Origin of the sequence: Microbacterium sp. 4NA327F11, from assembly GCF_005503465.1 — a bacterium.
Lineage (GTDB): Bacteria > Actinomycetota > Actinomycetes > Actinomycetales > Microbacteriaceae > Microbacterium > Microbacterium ginsengisoli.
On sequence record NZ_SCOB01000008.1, the window covers coordinates 18603 to 38999 of the forward strand.

The following is a 20397-nucleotide window of genomic DNA, read 5'->3' on the forward strand; positions in this document are numbered from 1 at the left end:
GCGGTCAGGCCGGCCAGGCGTCGGCGAGCGACTGGCGCACCTCGCCGAGCAGCTGCGGCAGGGCCTTCGTCTTCGCGATGATCGGGAAGAAGTTCGCGTCGGTCGCCCAGCGCGGCACGACGTGCTGGTGCAGGTGGGCGGCGACGCCCGCGCCGGCGACCTCGCCCTGGTTCATGCCGATGTTGAAGCCGTGGCAGCGTGCGGTCTCACGCAGCGTGCGCATCGCTGTCTGCGTCAAGCGGGAGATCTCGTCGATCTCCTCTGCGGTGGCCTCGTCGTAGAGACCGACATGGCGGTAGGGGCACACCAGCAGGTGTCCTGAGTTGTACGGGAAGAGGTTCAGCAGCACGTAGGCGTGCACACCCCGGTGCACGATCAGGGCGTCCTCGTCGCTCATCGACGGCGCGGCGCAGAACGGGCAGTCGTGCTTCAGCGGCTCGGGGCCTGCCTGGATGTACGCCATCCGGTGCGGGGTCCACAGGCGCTGGAACTCGTCCGGCACACCGGGCAGATCGGATGCCGCGACCAGCGCGTCATCCGATCCGCCCACGTGCGACGAGGTCATACGAGCTGATCCGCCGTGTCGACGAGGGTGTGCTGCGCGATGGCGCGCAGGACGAGGGCGATCGCATCGTCGACGGGGACGCCGTTGGTCTGCGACCCGTCGCGGAAGCGGAACGAGACCGTGCCCGCGGCGCGGTCCTGCTCCCCCGCGATCAGCTGCAGCGGCACCTTCTGGGTGGTGTGCGTGCGGATCTTCTTCTGCATGCGGTCGTCGGAGTGGTCGACCTCCGCGCGCACGCCCGCCTCACGCAGGCGGCCGACGATCTCGTCGAGGTACGGCGCGTACTCCTCGGCGACCGGGATGCCGACGACCTGCACCGGGGAGAGCCACACCGGGAACGCGCCGGCGTAGTGCTCGAGCAGGATCGCGAAGAACCGCTCGATCGAGCCGAACAGTGCACGGTGGATCATGATGGGGCGGTGACGCTCGCCGTCCGAGCCGGTGTACTCCAGCTCGAAGCGCTCGGGCAGGTTCGGGTCGACCTGCACGGTCGACAGCTGCCAGGTGCGCCCGATCGCGTCACGGGTCTTCAGGTCGATCTTCGGGCCGTAGAACGCCGCCTCGCCGGGCACCTCGGTGAGCTTCAGTCCGCTCGCCAGGGCGACATTGCGCAGTGCGTTCGTGGAGTACTCCCAGAACTCGTCCGACCCGATCCACTTCGACTTCTCGTCGTCGCGCATCGACAGTTCGAGCTCGAAGTCGTCGAGACCGAAGTCCCGCAGCATGGAGATGACGAACTCGAGCACCTTCGTCGCCTCACCCTCGAGCTGCTCGGGGGTCACGAACAGGTGCGAGTCGTCCTGGGTGAAGCCGCGGACGCGCGTGAGGCCGTGGAGGGCGCCCGAGAGTTCGTTGCGGTAGACCGTGCCGTTCTCGGCGAGCCGCATCGGCAGGTCGCGGTAGCTGCGGCCGCGCTCCTTGTAGATGAGGATGTGCATCGGGCAGTTCATCGGCTTCAGGTAGTACTCCTGGCCGGCCTTGGTGATGGTGCCGTCGGCGTCGCGCTCCTCGTCCATCGTGATGGGCGGGAACATGCCGTCCCGGTAGGTCACGAGGTGGTTCGAGGTCAGGAAGAGGTCTTCCTTCGAGATGTGCGGGGTGTACACGTAGGTGTAGCCGGCCGCCACGTGGCGGCGGCGGGCGTGCTGCTCCATCTCGCCGCGGACGATGCCGCCCTTTGGATGCCAGACGCTCAGTCCCGAGCCGATCTCGTCGGGGAACGAGAACAGGTCGAGCTCCTTGCCGAGCTTGCGGTGGTCGCGCTTGGCGGCCTCCTCGAGGCGCTGCTGGTAGGCGCGCAGTTCGTCCTTCGTCGCCCACGCGGTGCCGTAGATGCGCTGCAGCTGCGGGTTCTTCTCACTGCCGCGCCAATAGGCGCCCGCGATGCGCTGCAGATCCCAGCCGTTGCCGATCGTGCGGGTGTTGGGCACGTGAGGTCCGCGGCACAGGTCTTTCCAGACGGTCTCGCCGTCGCGGTTGACGTTGTCGTAGATCGTCAGCTCGCCGGCTCCGACCTCGACCGAGGCGCCCTCGGCGGCCTCCTTCGTGCCGCCCTTGAGGCCGATCAGCTCGAGCTTGAACGGCTCGTCGGCGAGCTCGGCGCGCGCCTCGTCGTCGCTGACGACTCGGCGAACGAAGCGCTGGCCCTCGCGGACGATGCGCTCCATCTCCTTCTTGATGGCCTTGACGTCATCGGGGGTGAACGGCGCGTCCGTGCCGAAGTCGTAGTAGAAGCCGTCGGTGATCGGCGGGCCGATGCCGAGGTTCGTCTGCGGCTTGATGCGCTGCACCGCCTGGGCGAGCACGTGGGCGGTCGAGTGCCGCAGGATCGCCAGGCCGTCGGCGCTGTCGATCGTGACCGGCTCGACCGAGTCCGCGGCGGTCACGACCGTCGCGAGGTCCTTCAGCTCACCGTTGACGCGCAGCGCCACCACGGATCGGTCGGGGAAGAGGGCGAAGCCGTCGGCGGGGTACTCGACAACAGCGGGTAGGGCATCAGACACAGGGAAATCTCCAGAGAATCGCTCGGTTCCAGGCTACTCAGCTTCGGGGCGCACGCGCGCCGCCGCCCGCTCAGGCGCCGAGCGTTCGCGTCGCCGTCGCGCGCACGACGACGGTCGTGAGCGGGCGACGGCGGATGTCCATGCCGCGAGCCTACCGTTCCCAGGTTCGTCGGGGAGCAGGATAGGAGCGTGAAACTCGCGGGCGTCGGTGCCGTGCTCCTCCTGCTGTCGGCGATTGCCGTGGCGATCGGCGTGCTGCCCGCCGCGAACGCCCTCGCCATCGGCGACCGCGTGTGGCCCATCCTGCTGTTCGTCGTGGCGGTGACGGTCGTCGCCGAGCTCGCCGCGGCCGCGGGCGTCTTCGACGCCGCGGGGCACCTGCTCGTGCGCCTCAGCCGCGGCCACACGCTGCGGCTGTGGTTCAGCGTCGTGCTGCTGGCGATCCTCGCGACCTCCTTCCTCTCCCTCGACACCACCGCCGTGCTGCTCACGCCTGTCGTGGTCGCCGTCGCGCGGCGGGCGGGCCTGTCGCCGCTGCCATTCGCGTTCGCGACCGTGTGGCTCGCCAACACGGCGTCACTGGCGCTGCCGGTCTCGAACCTCACCAATCTGCTCGCCGCAGACCGGCTCGCGGGCGGCGACCCGCTGCAGTTCCTCGCGCTCATGTGGGCGCCCGCGCTCATCGCGATCCTCGTCACTGTCGCGGCGCTGCTGCTGTTCCACCGCCGTCAGTTGCGCGGGCGGTTCGAGACGCCGGTCGCCCCCCAAATCGACGATGCCCCCCTGCTCATCGTGAGCGCGGCCGTCGTCGTGGTCATGATGCCGCTCCTCGTGTCCGGCCTCGCACCGTGGATCCCGGCCCTCGGAGCCGCTGTGGTCTTGACGATCGTGTTCGCCGTGCGCTCCCCCGCCGCGCTGCGCCCCTCTCTCCTCCCGTGGCAGCTCGTCCTTTTCGCCGCCGGGCTGTTCCTCGCCGTCGGCGCGCTGGAGGCGCTCGGCGGCGCCGCCGTCATCGGAGCGGTGGCGGGAGCGGGCGACGATCTGCTCGAACTCTGGCGGGTCGCGGCATCCGCCCTTGTCGGCGCGAATCTCATCGACAACCTGCCCGCCTACCTCGCGCTCGAGCAGGTCGCGCACACACCGGCGCGCCTGGGCGCGGTGCTCGTCGGGGTGAACGCCGGCCCGCTGATCACGCCCTGGGCCTCCCTTGCGACGCTGCTCTGGCACGCCCGGCTGCGGTCGCTCGAGGTGCAGATCTCGTGGCGCACCTACATGCTGCGCGGGTGCCTCGTGGCCCCGCTGGTGGTCGCCCTCGCGACCGTGCCGCTCGCGTTCTGACGCCTCAGAGGTGCCTCAGGGCCTCGCGGCGACTGAGCGGACTGAGCGGATGCGCCTCGGCGTATGCGCGCACCCAGTCGGGTGCGACGCGCGCGTGGTCCCGCAGCGCCCAGCCGATCGCCTTGCGCACGAAGAACTCGGTGTCGGCGATGTTGGGGCGGATCGCATCGTCGAGCAGCGTCTCGTCGAGTGCGGTGCCGCGACCGAGCTGCGAGATGATCGCGATGCGTCGCAGCCACATGTCGTCATCGCCGGCCCAGGCGCGCACGAGGCGCGCCGTCTCGCGCGGTCGCACCTCGAGCTGGTCGGCGACACGGTGGGCGAGCTCGTCCACGAGGTCCCACCACTGCCCCTCGCGCACATATCGCTCGATGGTCCCCAGCAGGGAGGGGTCGTCCTGCAGCGGCCTGAGGGCGAGGAGCGCGAGGGCGGCGTAGCGCTCCTCACGCACCTCGGCGCCGCTCCACAGTGCCTCGGCGGCCGCGCCCAGGGTCGCGGCGTCGGTCACACCCTTCGCGCGCTGCCGGGTGAGTCGTCGCACCTCCGGCACCGGCACACCGCGGAACGGCATCGTCGATTTCATGTACGCCTGCTGGGCGGCGGCGCGAGCGGGGTCGGCGCGCGCTCGCAGATCGGCTCGGACGCCCTCGACGATCTGCGCCGACGCGGTCATGACGCGTCGAATGTGAGATCGACCTGGATCTCCCCCGCGAGCTGCTCGAGCGCCGCCGTCGCGTCGTCGGCGACGGCAGCGGATGCCGCGTGCGCGGCGATACTCGCCTCGAACAGCGTCCCTCCGGCCATCGGCGCATCGAACACGCGACTCGTGAACGCGTCGATCGTGAGGCCGCGCACGCTGAGCGCGCGGGTGACGTCGTTCACGATGCCGGGACGATCGTTGCCCAGCACGGTGAAGGTGAGACGCGACCCGGCGGGGTCGGGAGCGTGTGTCGTGAGGTGCACCGACACCCGCAGTGCGGGAAGGTCGGCCAGGGCCGTCGTGAGGGCGTCGACCGCGTCATCGGCCACCTCGACGAGCACGATCCCGGCGAACGCGCCCGCGAGCTCGGCGAGTTCGCTGCGCTGCCAGTTGCCGCCATAGGCGGCGACGGTGTGTGCGAGGGACTGGACGATGCCGGGGCGGTCGTCGCCGACGACGGTGAGCACGAGCTGAGCCATGCGCCGAGCCTAGGCTGCGGACGGTGCGGCTGTCAGGGGCTCCCTGAAGTGTCGTGTCCACACGCGTACGTGGAGGCGGACTCCGCGGTACTCCGAGTCGCGTTCGTCCAGGGCGGTGAACCCCGCAGCGCGGCACACACCGTTCGAAGCGTCGTTCTCGATCGAGGGGAAGGCGACGATGAGCGACCGCGGCGCCGCGATCGTCGGGGCCATCTCGACGAGTGCCCGCAGCGCCGCCCCGGCGTATCCGTTGCCCTGCCACGGCGGGAGCACGTGCCAGCCCGCTTCGTACACCGGCGCGCCGTCGAGGTCGCTCGGCCAGAAGCCGATACCTCCGATCGCGGTGCCCTCCCGCTCGATCGCGAACATCCACGCTTCCCCCGCCGCGGTGAGGCGCAGATACTTCGCGTGTCGCGCCCGGACCTCGTCGTCGGTCTCGGGGCCGCCGAGGTGCACGGTCATCTCGGGGGTGTTCGCGGCGATCAGGACGGGCAGGTGGTCATCGCGCCAGGGGGTGAGGGAGACATCCGTCATGTGACCAGTGTGCGCGGCGGCGCCGACATCCTCCGGAAACGAGAAAACCCCCGGCGAGCCGGGGGTTTCAGGTGGTGCGCGATACTGGGATCGAACCAGTGACCTCTTCCGTGTCAGGGAAGCGCGCTACCGCTGCGCCAATCGCGCCTGTTCAGGCATGTTCACTTGTGAGTGGAGGTGGCGACGGGATTCGAACCCGTGTAAACGGCTTTGCAGGCCGGTGCCTAGCCGCTCGGCCACGCCACCGTGTGGTTTGACCCCACGTGCCGTGATCGTTCGATGGAACGACCCCTGCACTCGAGCGGATGACGAGACTCGAACTCGCGACCCTCACCTTGGCAAGGTGATGCGCTACCAACTGCGCTACATCCGCGTGTTTCCCGGTTGCCCGGGGCACTCGTACGACTTTAGCCGACGAATCGGTCGACGCAAAACCGGCACGCGCGCGGGCGTTTCGCGCTCTCGGTTCGCGGCGGGCCCGCCGCATCCGGTATGCTCGACACTCGGTCCTCCGGGGCCGATCGGGCGATTGGCGCAGTTGGTAGCGCGCTTCCTTCACACGGAAGAGGTCATCAGTTCGAGTCTGGTATCGCCCACCACAGAACCCCCGCTTCGGCGGGGGTTCGTCGTTTGAGTTCTACGCCTCGCACAGGCGCGTGCGCGTCGTCCGGATGGCGATGAGGAGGCACACGGCGACCGCGATCGCCCACAGGGTCCACAGCACCGCCGTCGCCGGCGCACCGAGCACCGGACCCGAGGTGCAGTACGAGCGTCCCGGCACCGACGAGTCGTAGCATGCCCCCTGCGTCAAGCCACTCACCGCCCAGAGCGGCAACGCGACGGCACCAGCGACGGCGGTCCAGATCCACGCCCAGATGACACCGCCCAGCCCACGGCGATCGGACGCCTCGTGCTCCCCCATGCCGCGAGGCTAGCCCGCCGCGCAGCTCCCGGCTAGATGCGCCAGCCGTACCGGCGCTGCAGCTCCGCTGCGACGCGGCGGAACGTGCGCGCGTCGAGCGCCGCGGCTTCGCGGCGCACCGCCGCATCCGGCACCCGGTACAGCTGATCGAGATCGAGCCACGACTCGCGCCGGGAGGCATCCCATGCACCGCTGCCGAGCGAGACGTACTCGCGGTCGCCGGCGTGGGACTTGCTCGTCAGCTTCATCGCCCACGCATGACCGCGTCCGGCGCGGCCGATGACGAGCACCGGCCGGTCCTTCCCCTGACCCGGGTTCTCCTGGAACGGTACCCAGGTCCACACGATCTCTCCCCCGTCGGCCGTGCCGCCGGGAGACGGCGAGTACGCGACGCGGATGCCGCGTGTCGTGTGTATGTCGACTTCTTCGGCGCGAGCGGGGCGTCCGGTGAGGGCGCGCACCAATCCGCGGAGCAGTGTCGAGAAGGCCACATCCTCACGCTAGCGGAGCGGGCCCGCCGGGAACGCCGAAGGGCGCCGCGGCCGAAGCCGCGACGCCCTTCGGGACGATCGGTGAAGGTCACTCCGCGAGTGCGTAGCCCTCTTCACCGTGGACCGTGGTGTCGACACCGGCGATCTCGTCCTCGTTCTTGATGCGGAACCCGATCGTCTTCTCGATCGCGAAACCGATCACGAAGGCGACGACGAAGGAGAACACCAGCACCGTGGCTGCGGCGATCGCCTGCAGGATGAGCTGGTCCCAGCCACCGCCGAGGAACAGGCCCGTGCCCGTGGCGAAGAAGCCGAGGTACAGCGTTCCGATGATGCCGCCGACGAGGTGGACACCCACGACGTCGAGCGAGTCGTCGAAGCCGAGCTTCCACTTCAGCTCGATCGCAATGGCGCACACGCCACCGGCGATGAGGCCGAGCAGGAGCGCCCAGCCCGGGTCGAGGTTCGCGCACGAGGGGGTGATCGCGACGAGACCGGCGACGGCACCCGAGGCGGCGCCGACCGAGGTGGCCTTGCCGTCCTTGAGCTTCTCGACGATGATCCAGCCGAGCACGGCCGCAGCCGTGGCGCCGAGCGTGTTGATCACGATCAGACCGGTCGGCGAGCCGACGGCACCGATACCCGCGAGGATCGCGCCGTTCGCCGACGAGGTGCCCTCGGGCGAGACGAAGAAGGCCGAGGCGCCGGCGTTGAAGCCGAACCAGCCGAACCACAGGATGGCGGCACCGAGCAGCACGAGCGGCACGTTGTGGGGCTTGGTGATGCCCTTCTTGAAGCCGACGCGCTTTCCGAGCACGAGTGCGAGCGCGAGCGCCGCGGCACCGGCGTTGATGTGCACCGCAGTACCACCGGCGTAGTCGATGACCTCAACGCCAGCGTCCTTGCCGAACAGCGTCGTGCCGAGGTTGAAGATCCAGCCGTTGGTGTTCCAGACCCAGCCGGCGACCGCGAAGTAGTCGATCGTCGCGAACAGGAACGCGAAGATCATCCACGAGCCGAACTTGGCGCGGTCGGCGATGGCGCCGGAGACGAGCGCGACCGTGATGATCGCGAACGTCGCGCCGTACGAGACGGCGGTCAGGTTGACCGATGCGGTCTCCGGGGTGTTGGCCATGGTGGTCAGGCCGAAGTCGCTGAAGGGGTTGCCGAGTACGCCAGGCCACCAGTCGGCGGTCTGCATGTTGAATCCGTAGAGGATCCAGAGCACGGCGATGAGGCCCATTGCTCCGAAGCTCATCATCATCATGCTGACGACGCTCTTGGCCTTGACGAGTCCTCCGTAGAAGAACGCAACGCCCGGCGTCATGAACAGCACTAGCGCCGTTGCGGCGATGTACCAGGCGAGACTTCCGTTGTCCATGAAATCCTCACTCATGTGTCGTGTTACAGGACCCTCGGCAGAACGCGCGGGAGAGCGTAGCGTCGGGTGCCGCCAGTCTCGCGAGAGCGGATTTCGCCCGGTATGCGCCTCGTGTTTCCGGCAGGTAACAGTGCACAGGCCCGCGTTAACATCACGTTTCGGGAGTCGCAGAGATCTCGAGGCATGACCGTGAGGTTCCCGTGCAGCTGCGCGGGAGCGACCGGGAGTCGTCAGGAATGCGTCAAGGCGTTCAGGCGAGAGATGGCGCGCAGGTACTTCTTGCGGTATCCCCCGCCGAGCATGTCCTCGCCGAAGACCCGATCGAGGGCGACTCCGGTCGCACGGATGGGGACCTGCGCATCGTAGGCGCGATCGACGAATGCGACCAGTCGCAGGGCTGCGGACTGGTCCTCCAGCGTGACGACGTCGCGCAAGCCGATGGTGGCGAGACCATCGATGAGGCGGATGTAGCGCGACGGGTGCACCCGGGCCAGGTGCGCGACGAGGTCCCCGAACGCGTCATCCGAGACGAGACCGGATGCCGCGGCATCCGCGATCGCCACCGTGTATGCCTCGTCGTCGAGCACGACCGCGTGGCCGTCGAGGGCGCGCTGGCGGAAGTCGACGCCGTCGATGCGCAGCGTCTCGAAGCTGGCAGACATCGCATTGATCTCGCGCAGGAAGTCCTGGGCGGCGAATCGGCCCTCGCCGAGCGCGTTCGGAGGCGTGTTGGATGTCGCGGCCAGCCTGGTTCCACCGGGAACCAGCTCGCCGAGGAGACGGGTCATCACCATCGTGTCGCCCGGGTCGTCGAGCTCGAACTCGTCGATGCACAGCAGGTCAGCGCCGCGGAAGAGCTCGACGGCCTTTTGATAGCCGAGTGCGCCGACGAGCGCCGTGTACTCGATGAACGAGCCGAAGTACTTACGGCGGGCGGGCATCGCATGGTAGATGGACGCGAGGAGGTGGGTCTTGCCCACGCCGAACCCGCCGTCGAGATACACCCCGGGTTTTGTGGGCTCGATCTTCGGCGCCTTCGAGAAGAGCCCCCGACGCACCGGTGCGGCCGCTCCGCCGCCGGAGAAGGCGATGAGCTTCTCCTTTGCCGCCTGCTGCGACGGATAGGCGTCATCGGCGCGATACGTCTCGAAGGTCGCTCCGTCGAACTGGGGCGGGGGGACGAGGGCGGCGACCATGTCCGCGCCGCTCACGTCAGGGGTGCGGTCGGTGAGGTGGATGACGCCCGTGGTCACGGCGGCTGCCATTCGTGCCCCTGTCATTTTTCGACGCAACAGATCCGCCCCCGCTGCACCGACGTAGGTTGGCGGGGACGCGAACAACCCTAACGCCGTCACCCACCCGTCATTTCCGAGGAGCAGCGATGTCCGTCGCACCCGACACCGACAGCCAGAAGTTCGCCGAGTATGCGCACAGCGACCGGCTGGTGAGCACCGCGTGGCTCGCCGAGCACCTCACCGACCCGGGCCTGGTGGTCGTCGAGTCCGACGAGGACGTCCTCCTCTACGAGACCGGCCATATTCCCGGCGCCGTCAAGGTCGACTGGCACACCGAGCTCAATGACCCGGTCGTGCGTGACTACGTCGACGGCGCGGGCTTCGCCGAGCTGCTCAGCCGCAAGGGCATCTCGCGCGACGACACCATCGTCATCTACGGCGACAAGAACAACTGGTGGGCCGCCTACGCGCTGTGGGTGTTCTCGCTGTTCGGCCACGAGGACGTGCGCCTGCTCGACGGTGGCCGTGATCGCTGGATCGCCGAGGGCCGTGACATCACAACCGCGCCCGCCGAGCGCGCCGCGACGTCGTATCCCGTCATCGAGCGCGACGACTCCGTGCTGCGCGCGTACAAGGAGGACGTCCTCGTCCACCTCGGCAAGCCGCTCATCGACGTGCGGTCGCCGGAGGAGTACTCGGGCGAGCGCACGTCCGCCCCCGCCTACCCCGAAGAGGGCGCCCTGCGCGCCGGCCACATCCCCAGCGCGGCGAGTGTTCCGTGGGCCAAGGCCGTGGCCGCGGACGGCACCTTCAAGTCGCGCGCCGAGCTCGACGCCATCTACCGTGACGAGGCGGGACTCGGCGACGCCGATGAGGTCATCGCCTACTGCCGCATCGGTGAACGCTCGAGCCACACCTGGTTCGTGCTGAAGCACCTGCTCGGCATCGAGAACGTGCGCAACTACGACGGCTCCTGGACCGAGTGGGGCAGCGCCGTGCGGGTTCCCATCGTCACGGGTGCCGAGCCGGGCGCGGTCCCCCCGCGCGCCTGACGTTCTTCCTGCGTGCGAGGATGGGGGCGATGTCGGACTCTGACGCGCTGCCGCCCTCGCTCGCCGAGGCGCGCGACGCCTTCCTCGAGCTCTCGGACCCCGAGCGCCTCCAGTTGCTCCTCGAGTACTCCGAGGAGCTCCCCGAGGTGCCTCCGGCCCTGCAGGGCCATCCCGAGATGTGCGAGCGTGTGGCGGAGTGCCAGTCCCCGGTCTACATCTTGATCGAGGTGGCCGACGGCATCGTGACGATGCACGCGATGGCGCCCGCCGAGGCGCCGACGACCCGCGGCTTCGCCAGCATCCTCGTGCAGGGGATCTCCGGTCTGACCGTCGCCGAGGTGCTCGCGATCCCCGATGACTACCCGCAGACCATCGGGCTCACGCGCGCGGTCTCGCCGCTGCGCATCGCCGGAATGTCGGGGATGCTCCGGCGCGCCAAGCGCCAGGTGCACGAGAAGTCGGGTGCACTGGCGGGATGACCCTGCTCGAGCTCGAGCCGCGTACGCTCCGCGCGTTCGACATCCTCGCCCCCGGCACGCGTGAGGCACTGCGTCATATCTACGCGCCCACGGCCGACCGCTTCGTGCGGCTCAACATGATCACGAGCCTCACAGGAGCGGCCGCCGGCGACGACGGCACGAGCGAGTCGCTCACGAACCGGGTCGACCGTCTCATTCTCGGCATCATCCGCGAGCTCGCCGACGTCGTCGTCGTCGGCGCGCAGAGCGTACGGGCAGAGGGGTACATCGTGCCCCGCCGTGCGCGGCTGGCGATCGTCACGTCCAGCGGAGACCTCACCGGCCACCGCCTCGCTCTGGCCGAGGGTGCCGCGAGCGATCAGGTGATCGTGATCTGCCCCGCCGATCGCGCCGATGCGATCCGCTCGCATCCAGATGCCGCGGGCATCACTGTGCTGCCGGTGCCCGGAACCGCACCGCTGTCCCCGCGGGACATCCTCACGGTCCTGGCGGAGGAGGGCCATCGCCGCGTTGTCTGCGAGGGTGGACCGTCGCTCGCGAGCCAGTTCGCGGCGGCCGGAGTGATCGACGAGTACTGCCTCACGGTCGCGCCCGTGCTCGAACCCGTCAGTTCGCCCTTCCTCCGGCTGGCGCGCGATCAGCGCGTGGCCACGCGGGTCGTCGGCCACCTGGTCGACGAGACGGGGTTCACGTATCTGCGCCTGCGTCCCGCGGGATGAGCGCGTGCGCGTCGAGCCACGATTCGATCGCCCGGCTCCAGCGCTCCTGGTCGTAGTTCCAGAGCTTCGTGTGGCGGGCGACGGCGAAGACCTGCAGCTCGACCAGGTCGGGACGGGCCTCGGCGAGCTGGTGCGACGCCTCCGAGGGAACGAACCCGTCGTCGTCGCTGTGAAGGATCAGAATCGGATGCCGCAGCTCCTCCGCCCGTGCCACGACGTCGAGGCGGTCGAACGGGATCGGCGCTCCACTGCGAGTCAGGGCGGCACCCCACTCCGACTGCAGCGCGGTGAGCGCGAGCTCGGTGACCGGCTCGGGCAGCCCCATCTCCCGGCCCTGATACCGCAGCACGACCCTCCAGTCGACCACCGGTGACTCCAGGATCACGCCTACGATGCGATCACGGTGCGCCGAACTGAGCTCGAGCTGCAGAGCGATCGCGCCGCCCATCGACCACCCCATGAGGATGATGCGCTCCGCCCCGTGGCGGCGGGCGTAGCCGACCGCGGCGTCGACGTCGCGCCACTCCGTCGCGCCGAGCATGTACGTGCCCGTGCGGCTACGCGGTGCCTCGCCGTCGTTGCGATACGACGTCACCATCGTCGTGATGCCCAGGCTGTGGAGCAGTGGGACCGCGCGCAGGCACTCCGCCCGCGCGGCACCGCGGCCATGGATCTGGATGCACCAGACGTCGCTGCCGCCGTCGGCGGGGAAGATCCACGCCGGGCACGGCCCCACGGCGGAGCCGATGAGTGTCGACCGGTAGGGCAGATGCAACTGCTCGGGACGGTCGTAATACCACCCGCTGAACGCGGCGGGGTCGGCGAGCTGTGTGCCCGTCGGCACCTCGGTGAGAAGCTTGCGCTTGACCGTGCCGGCATCCGCCTGCAGGACCGAGCCGAGCTTGAGGTACTCCTCGGCGCCCGTCGTGAACAGACCGTATCGTCCGGGCAGTTCCGTGTCGGGCGTGCGTGTCAAGGTGATCGTCTGGGCGGCCGGGTCGAGCGCGACGATGGTCGTGTCGGGGCGCCGGCGCGAGGGAGTCACCACGAGTCGCGCGATGCGTCCGGCCACTCCGGCGATCGCCGCGAGCGAGAGTCCGAGCAGCACGCCGAGCGCGACGATGAGGGTGCGCAGACCGAGAGAGACCGCGGGTGAGGCGCCGCGCGACGCGGCGCGCCTTGAGCTTGCCATTGAGGCTTCATTCTAGTCTGTCGTCGTGGTCGACCAGGCTCCCGCGGCATCCGCGTCGTTCGCCGCCGCGCTTGCCCAGCTGCATGCCGCGGACCTTCGCGACGACCTCGTGACCCGCGAGCTGCCCGCCCCGACGGGACTCGCCCCCGAGGCGTTCGCCCTCGCAGGCGACATCCGTCCCGAGCCCGGTGCGCTCGACTCCGTCTACGGCACGGGTCGGTTCGTGCTGCTGCACGACCGGGAGGAGCCCGACGCGTGGGGCGGTGCGTGGCGCATCGTCTGCTATGCGCAGGCGCCGCTCGAGGTCGACATCGGCGTCGATCCGATGGTCGCCGAGGTGGCCTGGGCGTGGCTGCTCGACGCGCTCGACGAGAACGGCGCGGCCTATCACTCCCCCTCCGGCACGGTCACCAAGACCGTCTCGCAGGGCTTCGGCTCGTTGGCCGCCGAAGGCTCCGGCTCGCAGCTGGAGCTTCGCGCGTCGTGGACGCCCGACGGCCCGTTCGACGCGCACGTGCGTGCCTGGGCCGAGGTCGTCTGCATGCTCGCCGGTCTCCCGCCGGGCTCTGAACAGGCCCCCGTGCTGAATCCCCGAGGACGTGCCCGTGCCTGACTACGACGTGATCTCGACGACCGAGGGACTGGATGCCGCGGCCGCCGTGCTCGCGGCGGGAACCGGTCCGATCGCTGTGGACGTCGAGCGGGCCTCCGGGTTCCGCTACAGCCAGCGCGCCTACCTCGTGCAGGTCTTCCGACGGGATGCCGGTGTCTTCCTGTTCGACCCGCCGGCATTGCCCGATGCCTCCGTGCTGCAGGCGGCTCTGAATGACGAGTGGGTGCTGCACGCGGCGAGCCAGGACCTCCCGTCGCTGCGCGAGTGGGGCCTCGTGCCGCAGCGCATCTTCGACACCGAGCTCGCGGCCCGGCTCCTCGGTCACGAACGTGTGGGGCTCGGTGCGATCGTCGAGGAGACCCTCGGGATCACGCTCGCGAAGGCGCATTCGGCCGATGACTGGTCGACGCGTCCGCTGCCGCAGTCGTGGCTGGAGTATGCGGCGCTTGATGTGCTGCATCTCGTTGACGTGCGCGACATCCTCGTCGACGAGCTCGCTGCGCAGGGGAAGACCGAGCTCGCGGCCGAGGAGTTCGACGCGGTGCTGCACCGTGAGCCGAAGCCCGTCCGCGCAGACCCGTGGCGCCGACTGAGCGGACTCCACACTCTGCGCGGGCGCCGCAACCTCGCGATCGCCCGCGCCCTGTGGACCGCGCGTGAGGAATACGCGCAGCAGCAGGATGTCTCCCCCGGCCGGCTCGTGCCTGATCGCTCACTCGTCGCGGCCATTCAGGCGAACCCCGCGACCAAACGCGCCCTCGCCGAGGTGAAGGAGTTCACCGGCCGGGCCAGCCGCACCCAGCTCGACCGCTGGTGGGATGCGATCGAGCGGGGTCGCGCGGACACCGACCTTCCCCCCGACCGCATTCCGGGCGACACGCTGCCGCCGCCGCGCGCGTGGGCCGACCGCGCCCCCGAGGCGGACGCGCGGCTGAAGGCGGCGCGCCCGGTCATCGAGGAGCGTGCGTCGAGTCTCGGCATGCCGACGGAGAACCTGCTGACGCCCGAGCTGCTGCGCCGCCTGGCGTGGGAGCCGCCGGTTCCCGCCGACGCGGACCACATCGCGGCCGCCCTCGCGGCGGGCGGGGCACGCCGCTGGCAGATTGCGCAAACCGCACAGCTGATCGCCGAAGCCTTTGTCGTTTCCGCGCAAAACCCGGCGGAGCCCGCCGAACCGGCATCGTAGGTTCGAACCAACCGATTTCGTGAGACGCAGTTCCACCTTAGGCTGGACTCGATCCCAGACTTTGGAGGCAGAGTGGCCGAGAATTCGGACGTCTATTTCATCGACGGCATGCGCACCCCGTTCGGGCGCGCGGGTGAAAAAGGGCAGTACTGGAACACCCGGGCAGACGACCTCGTCGTCAAGACGATCATCGGCGTGATGGGGCGCAACCCCGACGTCCCCGCCGACCGGATCGACGACGTCGCCATCGCCGCGACATCGCAGACGGGTGACCAGGGCCTCACCCTCGGGCGCTCCGCCGCGATCCTCGCTGGTCTCCCCCAGAGCGTGCCCGGATTCGCGATCGACCGCATGTGCGCGGGCGCGATGACGAGCGTGACCACCATGGCCGGCTCGATCGGCTTCGGCATGTACGACCTCGCCCTCGCGGGCGGCGTCGAGCACATGGGCCGTCACCCCATCGGAGCGAACTCCGACCCCAACCCGCGATTCGTCGCCGAGCGGCTGGTCGACCCGGGCGCCCTCAACATGGGTGTGACCGCCGAGCGCATCTTCGACCGCTTCCCGCACCTCACCAAGGAGCGCAGCGACCGCTACGGCATGCTCAGCCAGCACAAGGCGCAGGCCGCCTACGACGCCGGCAAGATCCAGCCCGACCTCGTCTCCGTCGCCACGAAGGACGCCGAGGGCGCCTGGGGCATCGCGACCGAGGACGAGGGTCGTCGCCCGCAGACGACGATGGCCGACCTCGCCGGTCTGAAGACGCCCTTCCGTCCGCACGGACGAGTGACCGCCGGCACCTCGTCCCCGCTCACCGACGGCGCGACGATGAGTCTCCTCGCGGGAGGCCACGCCGTGCGCGAGCTGGGCCTGCGCCCGAAGATGAAGCTCGTCTCGTTCGCGTTCGCCGGCGTGCAGCCGGAGATCATGGGCATCGGGCCCATCCCGTCGACCGAGAAGGCGCTCGCGAAGGCGGGTCTGTCGATCACCGACATCGGACTGTTCGAGCTCAACGAGGCGTTCGCGATCCAGGTGATCTCGCTCCTCGACCACTTCGGCATCGCCGACGACGACCCGCGCGTGAACCAGTGGGGCGGGGCGATCGCGCTCGGACACCCCCTCGCGGCATCCGGTGTGCGTCTGATGATCCAGCTCGCCGCGCAGTTCGCGGAGCGCCCCGACGTGCGCTACGGCCTCACCGCCATGTGCGTCGGCCTCGGCCAGGGCGGATCGGTCATCTGGGAGAACCCGTACTACGACGGCAAGAAGAAGTGAGCACCGCGATGACCCGCTACGACCAGATCGACTTCTCCGCGCTCGAGAACCTCGTCCCCGACGAGGTCGTCACCCGCTCCCTCGTGCGCGACGTGCGGCTTTCCTCCGGGAAGGTGCTCGCCCTCGTCACGCTCGACAACGGACGCGACCACACCCGGCCCAACACGTTCGGGCCGAAGACCATCCTCGAGCTCACCCGCACGCTCGACGCACTCGCACAGCGTGCGAAGTCGGGTGAGATCCAGGCCGTGGGAGTCACCGGCAAGCAGTACATCCTCGCCGCCGGCGCCGACCTGAGCGACGTCGCCAAGGTGCCGTCGAAGGAGATCGCGAAGCTCATCGCCCAGGGCGGTCACTTCGCCTTCTCGAAGCTCGGTGACCTCGGCGTGCCCTCGTTCGCGTTCGTGAACGGCCTCGCGCTCGGCGGCGGACTCGAGATCGCGCTGCAGTCGACGTATCGCACGGTGGATGCCTCGGCCGCGGCGATCGCGCTGCCCGAGGTGTTCCTGGGGCTCATCCCCGGCTGGGGCGGCGCGTACCTGCTGCCGAACCTCATCGGCATCGAGAACGCTCTCGAGGTCGTGATCTCCAACCCGCTCAAGCAGAACCGGATGCTCAAGCCCCAGCAGGCGTTCGAGCTCGGCATCGTCGACACGATCTTCGAGCCCGCCAACTTCCTCGAGGAGTCGCTGGCGTGGGCCGACGGTGTGCTGTCGGGAGCGATCAAAGTCGAGCGCAAGAACGAGCCCGGCAAGATCGAACGCCTCACCAAGTGGCCGATCGCGATCAAGATCGCCCGCGGGATGCTCGAGAGCCGCATCGGCACGGTCCCCCGCGCGCCCTACCTCGCACTCGAGCTCCTCGACAAGGCCAAGAGCGGCACCAAGTGGGAGGGCTTCGAGCGCGAGGACGAGGCGCTCTCCGAGCTGATCGTAGGCGATCAGTTCGCGGCATCCATGTATGCCTTCGACCTCGTGCAGAAGCGCGCGAAGCGACCCGTCGGCGCCCCCGACAAGGCCCTCGCGAAGAAGGTCTCGAAGGTCGGCGTCATCGGCGCCGGGCTCATGGCCAGCCAGTTCGCACTGCTGTTCCTGCGCAAGCTCCGGGTGCCGGTGGTCATCACCGACATCGACCAGGCACGCGTCGACAAGGGCCTTGCCTACATCCGTGACGAGATCGGAAAGCTCGAGGCGAAGGGCCGGCTCGACGCCGACACGGCCAACCAGCTGCGCGCGCTCGTGCACGGGACGACCGACAAGAGCGAATACGCCGACTGCGACTTCGTCATCGAGGCGGTGTTCGAGGAGGTGGGCGTCAAGCAGCAGGTCTTCGCCGACATCGAGCAGCACATCGCGGAAGACGCGATCCTCGCCACGAACACATCGTCGCTCTCGGTCCAGGAGATCGGCGCAAAGCTCGCCCACCCCGAACGCCTCGTCGGCTTCCACTTCTTCAACCCCGTGGCACTCATGCCGCTGCTGGAGATCGTGAAGACCCCGCACACGAACGAGCAGAGCCTGTCCACCGCGTTCGTCGTCGCGAAGGCGATCGGCAAGAACGCGATCCTCAGCAAGGATGCCCCGGGCTTCATCGTCAACCGGCTGCTCGCCAAGCTCCTCGGCGAGGCCGCCCGCGCGATCTACGAAGGAACGCCGCTGACGACGGTCGACAGGGCCTATGCGCCGCTCGGGCTGCCGATGACGCCGTTCCAGCTGATCGACCTCGTCGGCTGGAAGGTCGCCGCTCACGTGCAGGACACGATGGCGGGGGCCTTCCCCGACCGGTTCTTCGCGTCGGAGAACTTCCACGAGCTCGCGAACCTCGACCAGGTCGTCGAGAAGGACAAGAACGGTCGGGTCACCGGCTGGACCAAGCCCGCGCAGAAGCTCGTCGACCAGGTCGCGGGGAAGACGCCGGCGAGCGAGGCGGAGATCCTCCGTCGCGTCGAGGACGGCCTCGCGACCGAGATCAAGATCATGCTCGACGAGGGCGTGGTGCCAGAAGTGCAGGACATCGACCTCGCGCTCATCTTCGGCGCCGGGTGGCCGTTCATCGACGGCGGCGCCTCGCCGTACCTCGACCGCTCGGGCGCTGCCGAGCGCGCGTTCGGCGACACGTTCCATCACCCGCCCATCCGCGGGATCGGCGCGTAGGGATCGCACGAAGGAGGGGCCCGTCCGCACGGACGGGCCCCTCCTTCGTGCGATCGGCCGTCGCGTACGGCTCAGTCGTCCGCGCGGCGGCCGGCGTCCTCGGGGGCGGCATCGGCGGCGGTCCACTCCCCCGCGTCCTCCGAGGCGCGAGCCTTCGGCACCCGTGTGCCGAGCACCTGCGCGACGACGTCGTGGGCGATCTTCGGGGCGACGAGACCGGCGTCCTCGAGGATCTGCTCGCGGCTCGCGTGCGGGATGAACTCGTCCGGAACGCCGAGTTCATCGACGGCCGTGTCGATGCCGGCCTCCCGCAGCACCTGACGGATGCGGGTGCCCACGCCGCCGACACGGATGCCGTCCTCGATCGTGATGACGATGCGGTGCTGCGCGGCGAGCTCGACGACCGACGGCGCAACCGGCACCGCCCAGCGCGGGTCGATGACGGTCGCGCCGATGCCCTGCGAGTGCAGGCGGTGGGCCACGTCGACGGCCACCTGCGCCATCGGCCCGATGCCGACGATGAGCACGTCCTGCTGGTCGTTGCGCGCGAGCACGTCGGTGCCGTCGGACAGCCGATCGATCGCGGGAAGCTCGTCCCCCACGTTGCCACGGGGGAACCGCACGACCGTCGGTGCATCCTCGACGGCCACAGCCTCGTGCAGCAGCTCGCGCAGGCGGGCCGCATCGCGTGGCGCCGCAATGCGGATTCCCGGCACGATCTGCAGCATCGCGAGATCCCAGATGCCGTGATGGCTGGGGCCGTCGGGTCCGGTGACGCCGGCCCGATCGAGCACGAAGGTCACGCCCGCACGGTGGAGGGCGACATCCATCATCACCTGGTCGAAGGCGCGGTTCATGAACGTCGCGTAGATGGCCACGACGGGGTGCAGGCCGCCATAGGCGAGGCCGGCCGCCGACGCGACCGCGTGCTGCTCGGCGATGCCCACGTCGTACACCCGGCCGGGGAACCGGTCGGCGAAGGGCTTCAGGCCCGTGGGCCGCAGCATCGCGGCCGTGACCGCGATCACGTCGGGACGCTGCTCCCCGACCGTCACCAGTTCGTCGGCGAACACGCTCGTCCAGGCCGTTCCCCCGCCCGAGCCGAGCGTCTCCCCCGTCGCGGGGTCGATCTTGCCGACCGCGTGGAACTGATCCGCCTCGTCCTCAAGCGCCGGAGCGTATCCGCGGCCCTTCTCGGTGATCACATGGACGATCACGGGCGCCTGGTAGCGCTTCGCGAGTTCGAGCGTCTCGAGGAGGGTCGGGATGTCGTGGCCGTCGATCGGCCCGAAGTACTTGATGTCGAGGTTCGAGTACAGCGATTCGTTGTTCACGAAACGGGAGAGGAAGCCGTGCGTTCCGCCCCGCACACCGCGGTAGACGGCTCTCGCCCACGGGCCGAGGGCCCGGAACAGCGAGTCCGACGACGTACGCAGCGTGCGATAGGCGCCCGCCGCCCGCACGCGGTTCAGGTATCGGGCCATGCCGCCGATCGTCGGAGCGTAGGAGCGACCGTTGTCGTTGACGATGATGACGAGGTTGCGATCGTTGTCGTCGGAGATGTTGTTGAGCGCCTCCCACGTCATCCCGCCGGTCAGCGAGCCGTCGCCGACGACGGCGACCACATGATGATCGCGTCGACCGGTGCGGCTGAGCGCACGCGAGATGCCGTCCGCCCAGCTGAGCGAGGACGACGCGTGGGACGACTCGACGACGTCGTGGGGGCTCTCGGAGCGCTGCGGGTAGCCGGCGAGGCCGTCGCGCGAGCGGAGACCGGAGAAGTCCTGACGACCCGTCAGGATCTTGTGCACATAGGACTGGTGCCCGGTGTCGAAGATGAACGGGTCATCGGGCGAGCAGAACACCCGGTGCATGGCGATCGTCAGCTCCACCACGCCGAGGTTCGGGCCGAGGTGACCGCCCGTGCGGGCGACGTTCTCGATGAGGAACGTGCGGATCTCCGATGCGAGTTCCGTGAGCTGTTCGGGCGAGAGTCGATCGAGGTCGCGGGGACCGGTGATCGTCGGAAGGAGTGCCATTCCGTCCTCTCGTTCGGGCGACGCGGACAGCGCCGATCGGT

Annotated in this window: 19 protein-coding genes and 4 tRNA genes; 9 read left to right on the forward strand and 14 right to left on the reverse strand. The window is 69.4% G+C overall.

Annotation, left to right across the window (positions count from 1 at the left end; translation table 11 throughout):
* Positions 1-4: 4 nt before the first annotated feature.
* The gene (locus tag FFS51_RS06825; protein ID WP_137877868.1) at positions 5-565 is read right to left on the reverse strand and encodes an HIT family protein; all 561 of its coding nucleotides are present in this window, start codon (positions 563-565) and stop codon (positions 5-7) included.
* Complete coding sequence (thrS, locus tag FFS51_RS06830; RefSeq protein ID WP_137877869.1) at positions 562-2568, reverse strand: threonine--tRNA ligase; 2007 nt, start codon at positions 2566-2568, stop codon at positions 562-564. The genes FFS51_RS06825 and thrS overlap by 4 nt, the downstream gene beginning before the upstream one ends.
* Before the next feature lie 189 nt (positions 2569-2757).
* Between thrS and FFS51_RS06835 the strand changes: the two genes are divergently transcribed.
* A complete protein-coding gene (locus FFS51_RS06835) occupies positions 2758-3906 on the forward strand; it encodes an SLC13 family permease (RefSeq protein ID WP_137877870.1) in 1149 nt (382 codons plus the stop codon).
* Positions 3907-3910: 4 nt separating this feature from the next.
* Here the strand turns inward: FFS51_RS06835 and FFS51_RS06840 are convergent, their stop codons facing one another.
* The 6 genes from FFS51_RS06840 to FFS51_RS06865 all read right to left on the reverse strand — a co-directional run bounded on the left by FFS51_RS06840 (position 3911) and on the right by FFS51_RS06865 (position 5992).
* Positions 3911-4579 carry a DNA alkylation repair protein gene (locus tag FFS51_RS06840; RefSeq protein WP_137877871.1) on the reverse strand — a complete coding sequence of 223 codons (669 nt, stop codon included), beginning with the start codon at positions 4577-4579 and terminating at the stop codon, positions 3911-3913.
* Entirely contained in the window at positions 4576-5085 is a 510-nt protein-coding gene (locus tag FFS51_RS06845; protein WP_056208906.1) for a glycine cleavage system transcriptional repressor, read from the reverse strand. The genes FFS51_RS06840 and FFS51_RS06845 overlap by 4 nt, the downstream gene beginning before the upstream one ends.
* A gap of 9 nt (positions 5086-5094) precedes the next feature.
* On the reverse strand, positions 5095-5619 hold the full coding sequence (locus tag FFS51_RS06850; RefSeq protein ID WP_137877872.1) for a GNAT family N-acetyltransferase: 525 nt from the start codon (positions 5617-5619) through the stop codon (positions 5095-5097).
* Between the two features lie 72 nt (positions 5620-5691).
* A tRNA-Val gene (locus FFS51_RS06855) sits at positions 5692-5766 on the reverse strand.
* 25 nt (positions 5767-5791) lie between these two features.
* Positions 5792-5865, reverse strand: a tRNA-Cys gene (locus FFS51_RS06860).
* A 54-nt stretch (positions 5866-5919) separates the two neighbouring features.
* Positions 5920-5992: transfer RNA gene (locus tag FFS51_RS06865), tRNA-Gly, on the reverse strand.
* Positions 5993-6142: 150 nt separating this feature from the next.
* Between FFS51_RS06865 and FFS51_RS06870 the strand changes: the two genes are divergently transcribed.
* Positions 6143-6218, forward strand: a tRNA-Val gene (locus FFS51_RS06870).
* Between the two features lie 38 nt (positions 6219-6256).
* On the opposite strand, the gene FFS51_RS06875 is transcribed toward FFS51_RS06870, so the two are convergent.
* The 4 genes from FFS51_RS06875 to zapE form a co-directional block, all read right to left on the reverse strand.
* A complete protein-coding gene (locus tag FFS51_RS06875) occupies positions 6257-6541 on the reverse strand; it encodes a hypothetical protein (protein ID WP_137877873.1) in 285 nt (94 codons plus the stop codon).
* Positions 6542-6573: 32 nt separating this feature from the next.
* Complete coding sequence (locus FFS51_RS06880) at positions 6574-7032, reverse strand: type II toxin-antitoxin system PemK/MazF family toxin (protein ID WP_249352678.1); 459 nt, start codon at positions 7030-7032, stop codon at positions 6574-6576.
* Between the two features lie 88 nt (positions 7033-7120).
* Positions 7121-8413 carry an ammonium transporter gene (locus FFS51_RS06885; RefSeq protein WP_056208900.1) on the reverse strand — a complete coding sequence of 431 codons (1293 nt, stop codon included), beginning with the start codon at positions 8411-8413 and terminating at the stop codon, positions 7121-7123.
* A 230-nt stretch (positions 8414-8643) separates the two neighbouring features.
* A complete protein-coding gene (gene zapE, locus FFS51_RS06890) occupies positions 8644-9678 on the reverse strand; it encodes a cell division protein ZapE (RefSeq protein WP_045248053.1) in 1035 nt (344 codons plus the stop codon).
* Positions 9679-9794: 116 nt separating this feature from the next.
* Between zapE and FFS51_RS06895 the strand changes: the two genes are divergently transcribed.
* From FFS51_RS06895 to FFS51_RS06905, 3 genes are read left to right on the forward strand one after another with little or no spacing between them, the layout of a single operon-like run.
* Positions 9795-10700: a sulfurtransferase gene (locus tag FFS51_RS06895; RefSeq protein WP_045248052.1), complete on the forward strand. Its 906-nt coding sequence runs from the start codon at positions 9795-9797 to the stop codon at positions 10698-10700.
* Between the two features lie 29 nt (positions 10701-10729).
* Positions 10730-11179: a SufE family protein gene (locus FFS51_RS06900; protein ID WP_056208890.1), complete on the forward strand. Its 450-nt coding sequence runs from the start codon at positions 10730-10732 to the stop codon at positions 11177-11179.
* Positions 11176-11898 carry a dihydrofolate reductase family protein gene (locus tag FFS51_RS06905; protein WP_137877874.1) on the forward strand — a complete coding sequence of 241 codons (723 nt, stop codon included), beginning with the start codon at positions 11176-11178 and terminating at the stop codon, positions 11896-11898. The genes FFS51_RS06900 and FFS51_RS06905 overlap by 4 nt, the downstream gene beginning before the upstream one ends.
* Here FFS51_RS06905 and FFS51_RS06910 read toward each other — a convergent pair.
* Positions 11867-13090, reverse strand: a complete 1224-nt coding sequence (locus tag FFS51_RS06910; protein ID WP_137877875.1) for an alpha/beta hydrolase family protein — start codon at positions 13088-13090, stop codon at positions 11867-11869. The two genes, FFS51_RS06905 and FFS51_RS06910, sit on opposite strands and share 32 nt — an antisense overlap.
* A 25-nt stretch (positions 13091-13115) precedes the next feature.
* On the opposite strand from FFS51_RS06910, the gene FFS51_RS06915 reads away from it, so the two are divergent.
* The 4 genes from FFS51_RS06915 (at position 13116) to FFS51_RS06930 (ending at position 18317) form a co-directional block, all read left to right on the forward strand.
* On the forward strand, positions 13116-13703 hold the full coding sequence (locus FFS51_RS06915; protein WP_045248049.1) for a DUF3000 family protein: 588 nt from the start codon (positions 13116-13118) through the stop codon (positions 13701-13703).
* Entirely contained in the window at positions 13696-14889 is a 1194-nt protein-coding gene (locus tag FFS51_RS06920) for a ribonuclease D (protein ID WP_137877876.1), read from the forward strand. Before FFS51_RS06915 ends, FFS51_RS06920 begins: the two co-directional genes overlap by 8 nt.
* Before the next feature lie 72 nt (positions 14890-14961).
* Complete coding sequence (locus FFS51_RS06925) at positions 14962-16164, forward strand: thiolase family protein (RefSeq protein ID WP_045248048.1); 1203 nt, start codon at positions 14962-14964, stop codon at positions 16162-16164.
* Positions 16165-16172: 8 nt separating this feature from the next.
* Positions 16173-18317 carry a 3-hydroxyacyl-CoA dehydrogenase NAD-binding domain-containing protein gene (locus tag FFS51_RS06930; RefSeq protein ID WP_137877946.1) on the forward strand — a complete coding sequence of 715 codons (2145 nt, stop codon included), beginning with the start codon at positions 16173-16175 and terminating at the stop codon, positions 18315-18317.
* A gap of 71 nt (positions 18318-18388) precedes the next feature.
* Here the strand turns inward: FFS51_RS06930 and dxs are convergent, their stop codons facing one another.
* Positions 18389-20356 (reverse strand): 1-deoxy-D-xylulose-5-phosphate synthase, encoded by a 1968-nt coding sequence (dxs, locus tag FFS51_RS06935; protein WP_137877877.1) that lies wholly within the window; start codon positions 20354-20356, stop codon positions 18389-18391.
* Positions 20357-20397 lie beyond the last annotated feature (41 nt).

Bases quoted from the DNA above. Each gene is read 5' to 3' on its own strand.
- FFS51_RS06840 (WP_137877871.1), bottom strand. From the start codon at position 4,579: ATGACCGCGTCGGCGCAGATCGTCGAGGGCGTCCGAGCCGATCTGCGA.
- FFS51_RS06885 (WP_056208900.1), bottom strand. From the start codon at position 8,413: ATGGACAACGGAAGTCTCGCCTGGTACATCGCCGCAACGGCGCTAGTG.
- FFS51_RS06850 (WP_137877872.1), bottom strand. From the start codon at position 5,619: ATGACGGATGTCTCCCTCACCCCCTGGCGCGATGACCACCTGCCCGTC.
- FFS51_RS06900 (WP_056208890.1), top strand. From the start codon at position 10,730: ATGTCGGACTCTGACGCGCTGCCGCCCTCGCTCGCCGAGGCGCGCGAC.
- FFS51_RS06845 (WP_056208906.1), bottom strand. From the start codon at position 5,085: ATGGCTCAGCTCGTGCTCACCGTCGTCGGCGACGACCGCCCCGGCATC.
- FFS51_RS06905 (WP_137877874.1), top strand. From the start codon at position 11,176: ATGACCCTGCTCGAGCTCGAGCCGCGTACGCTCCGCGCGTTCGACATC.
- FFS51_RS06875 (WP_137877873.1), bottom strand. From the start codon at position 6,541: ATGGGGGAGCACGAGGCGTCCGATCGCCGTGGGCTGGGCGGTGTCATC.
- FFS51_RS06930 (WP_137877946.1), top strand. From the start codon at position 16,173: ATGACCCGCTACGACCAGATCGACTTCTCCGCGCTCGAGAACCTCGTC.
- FFS51_RS06910 (WP_137877875.1), bottom strand. From the start codon at position 13,090: ATGGCAAGCTCAAGGCGCGCCGCGTCGCGCGGCGCCTCACCCGCGGTC.
- FFS51_RS06825 (WP_137877868.1), bottom strand. From the start codon at position 565: ATGACCTCGTCGCACGTGGGCGGATCGGATGACGCGCTGGTCGCGGCA.
- FFS51_RS06895 (WP_045248052.1), top strand. From the start codon at position 9,795: ATGTCCGTCGCACCCGACACCGACAGCCAGAAGTTCGCCGAGTATGCG.
- dxs (WP_137877877.1), bottom strand. From the start codon at position 20,356: ATGGCACTCCTTCCGACGATCACCGGTCCCCGCGACCTCGATCGACTC.
- zapE (WP_045248053.1), bottom strand. From the start codon at position 9,678: ATGGCAGCCGCCGTGACCACGGGCGTCATCCACCTCACCGACCGCACC.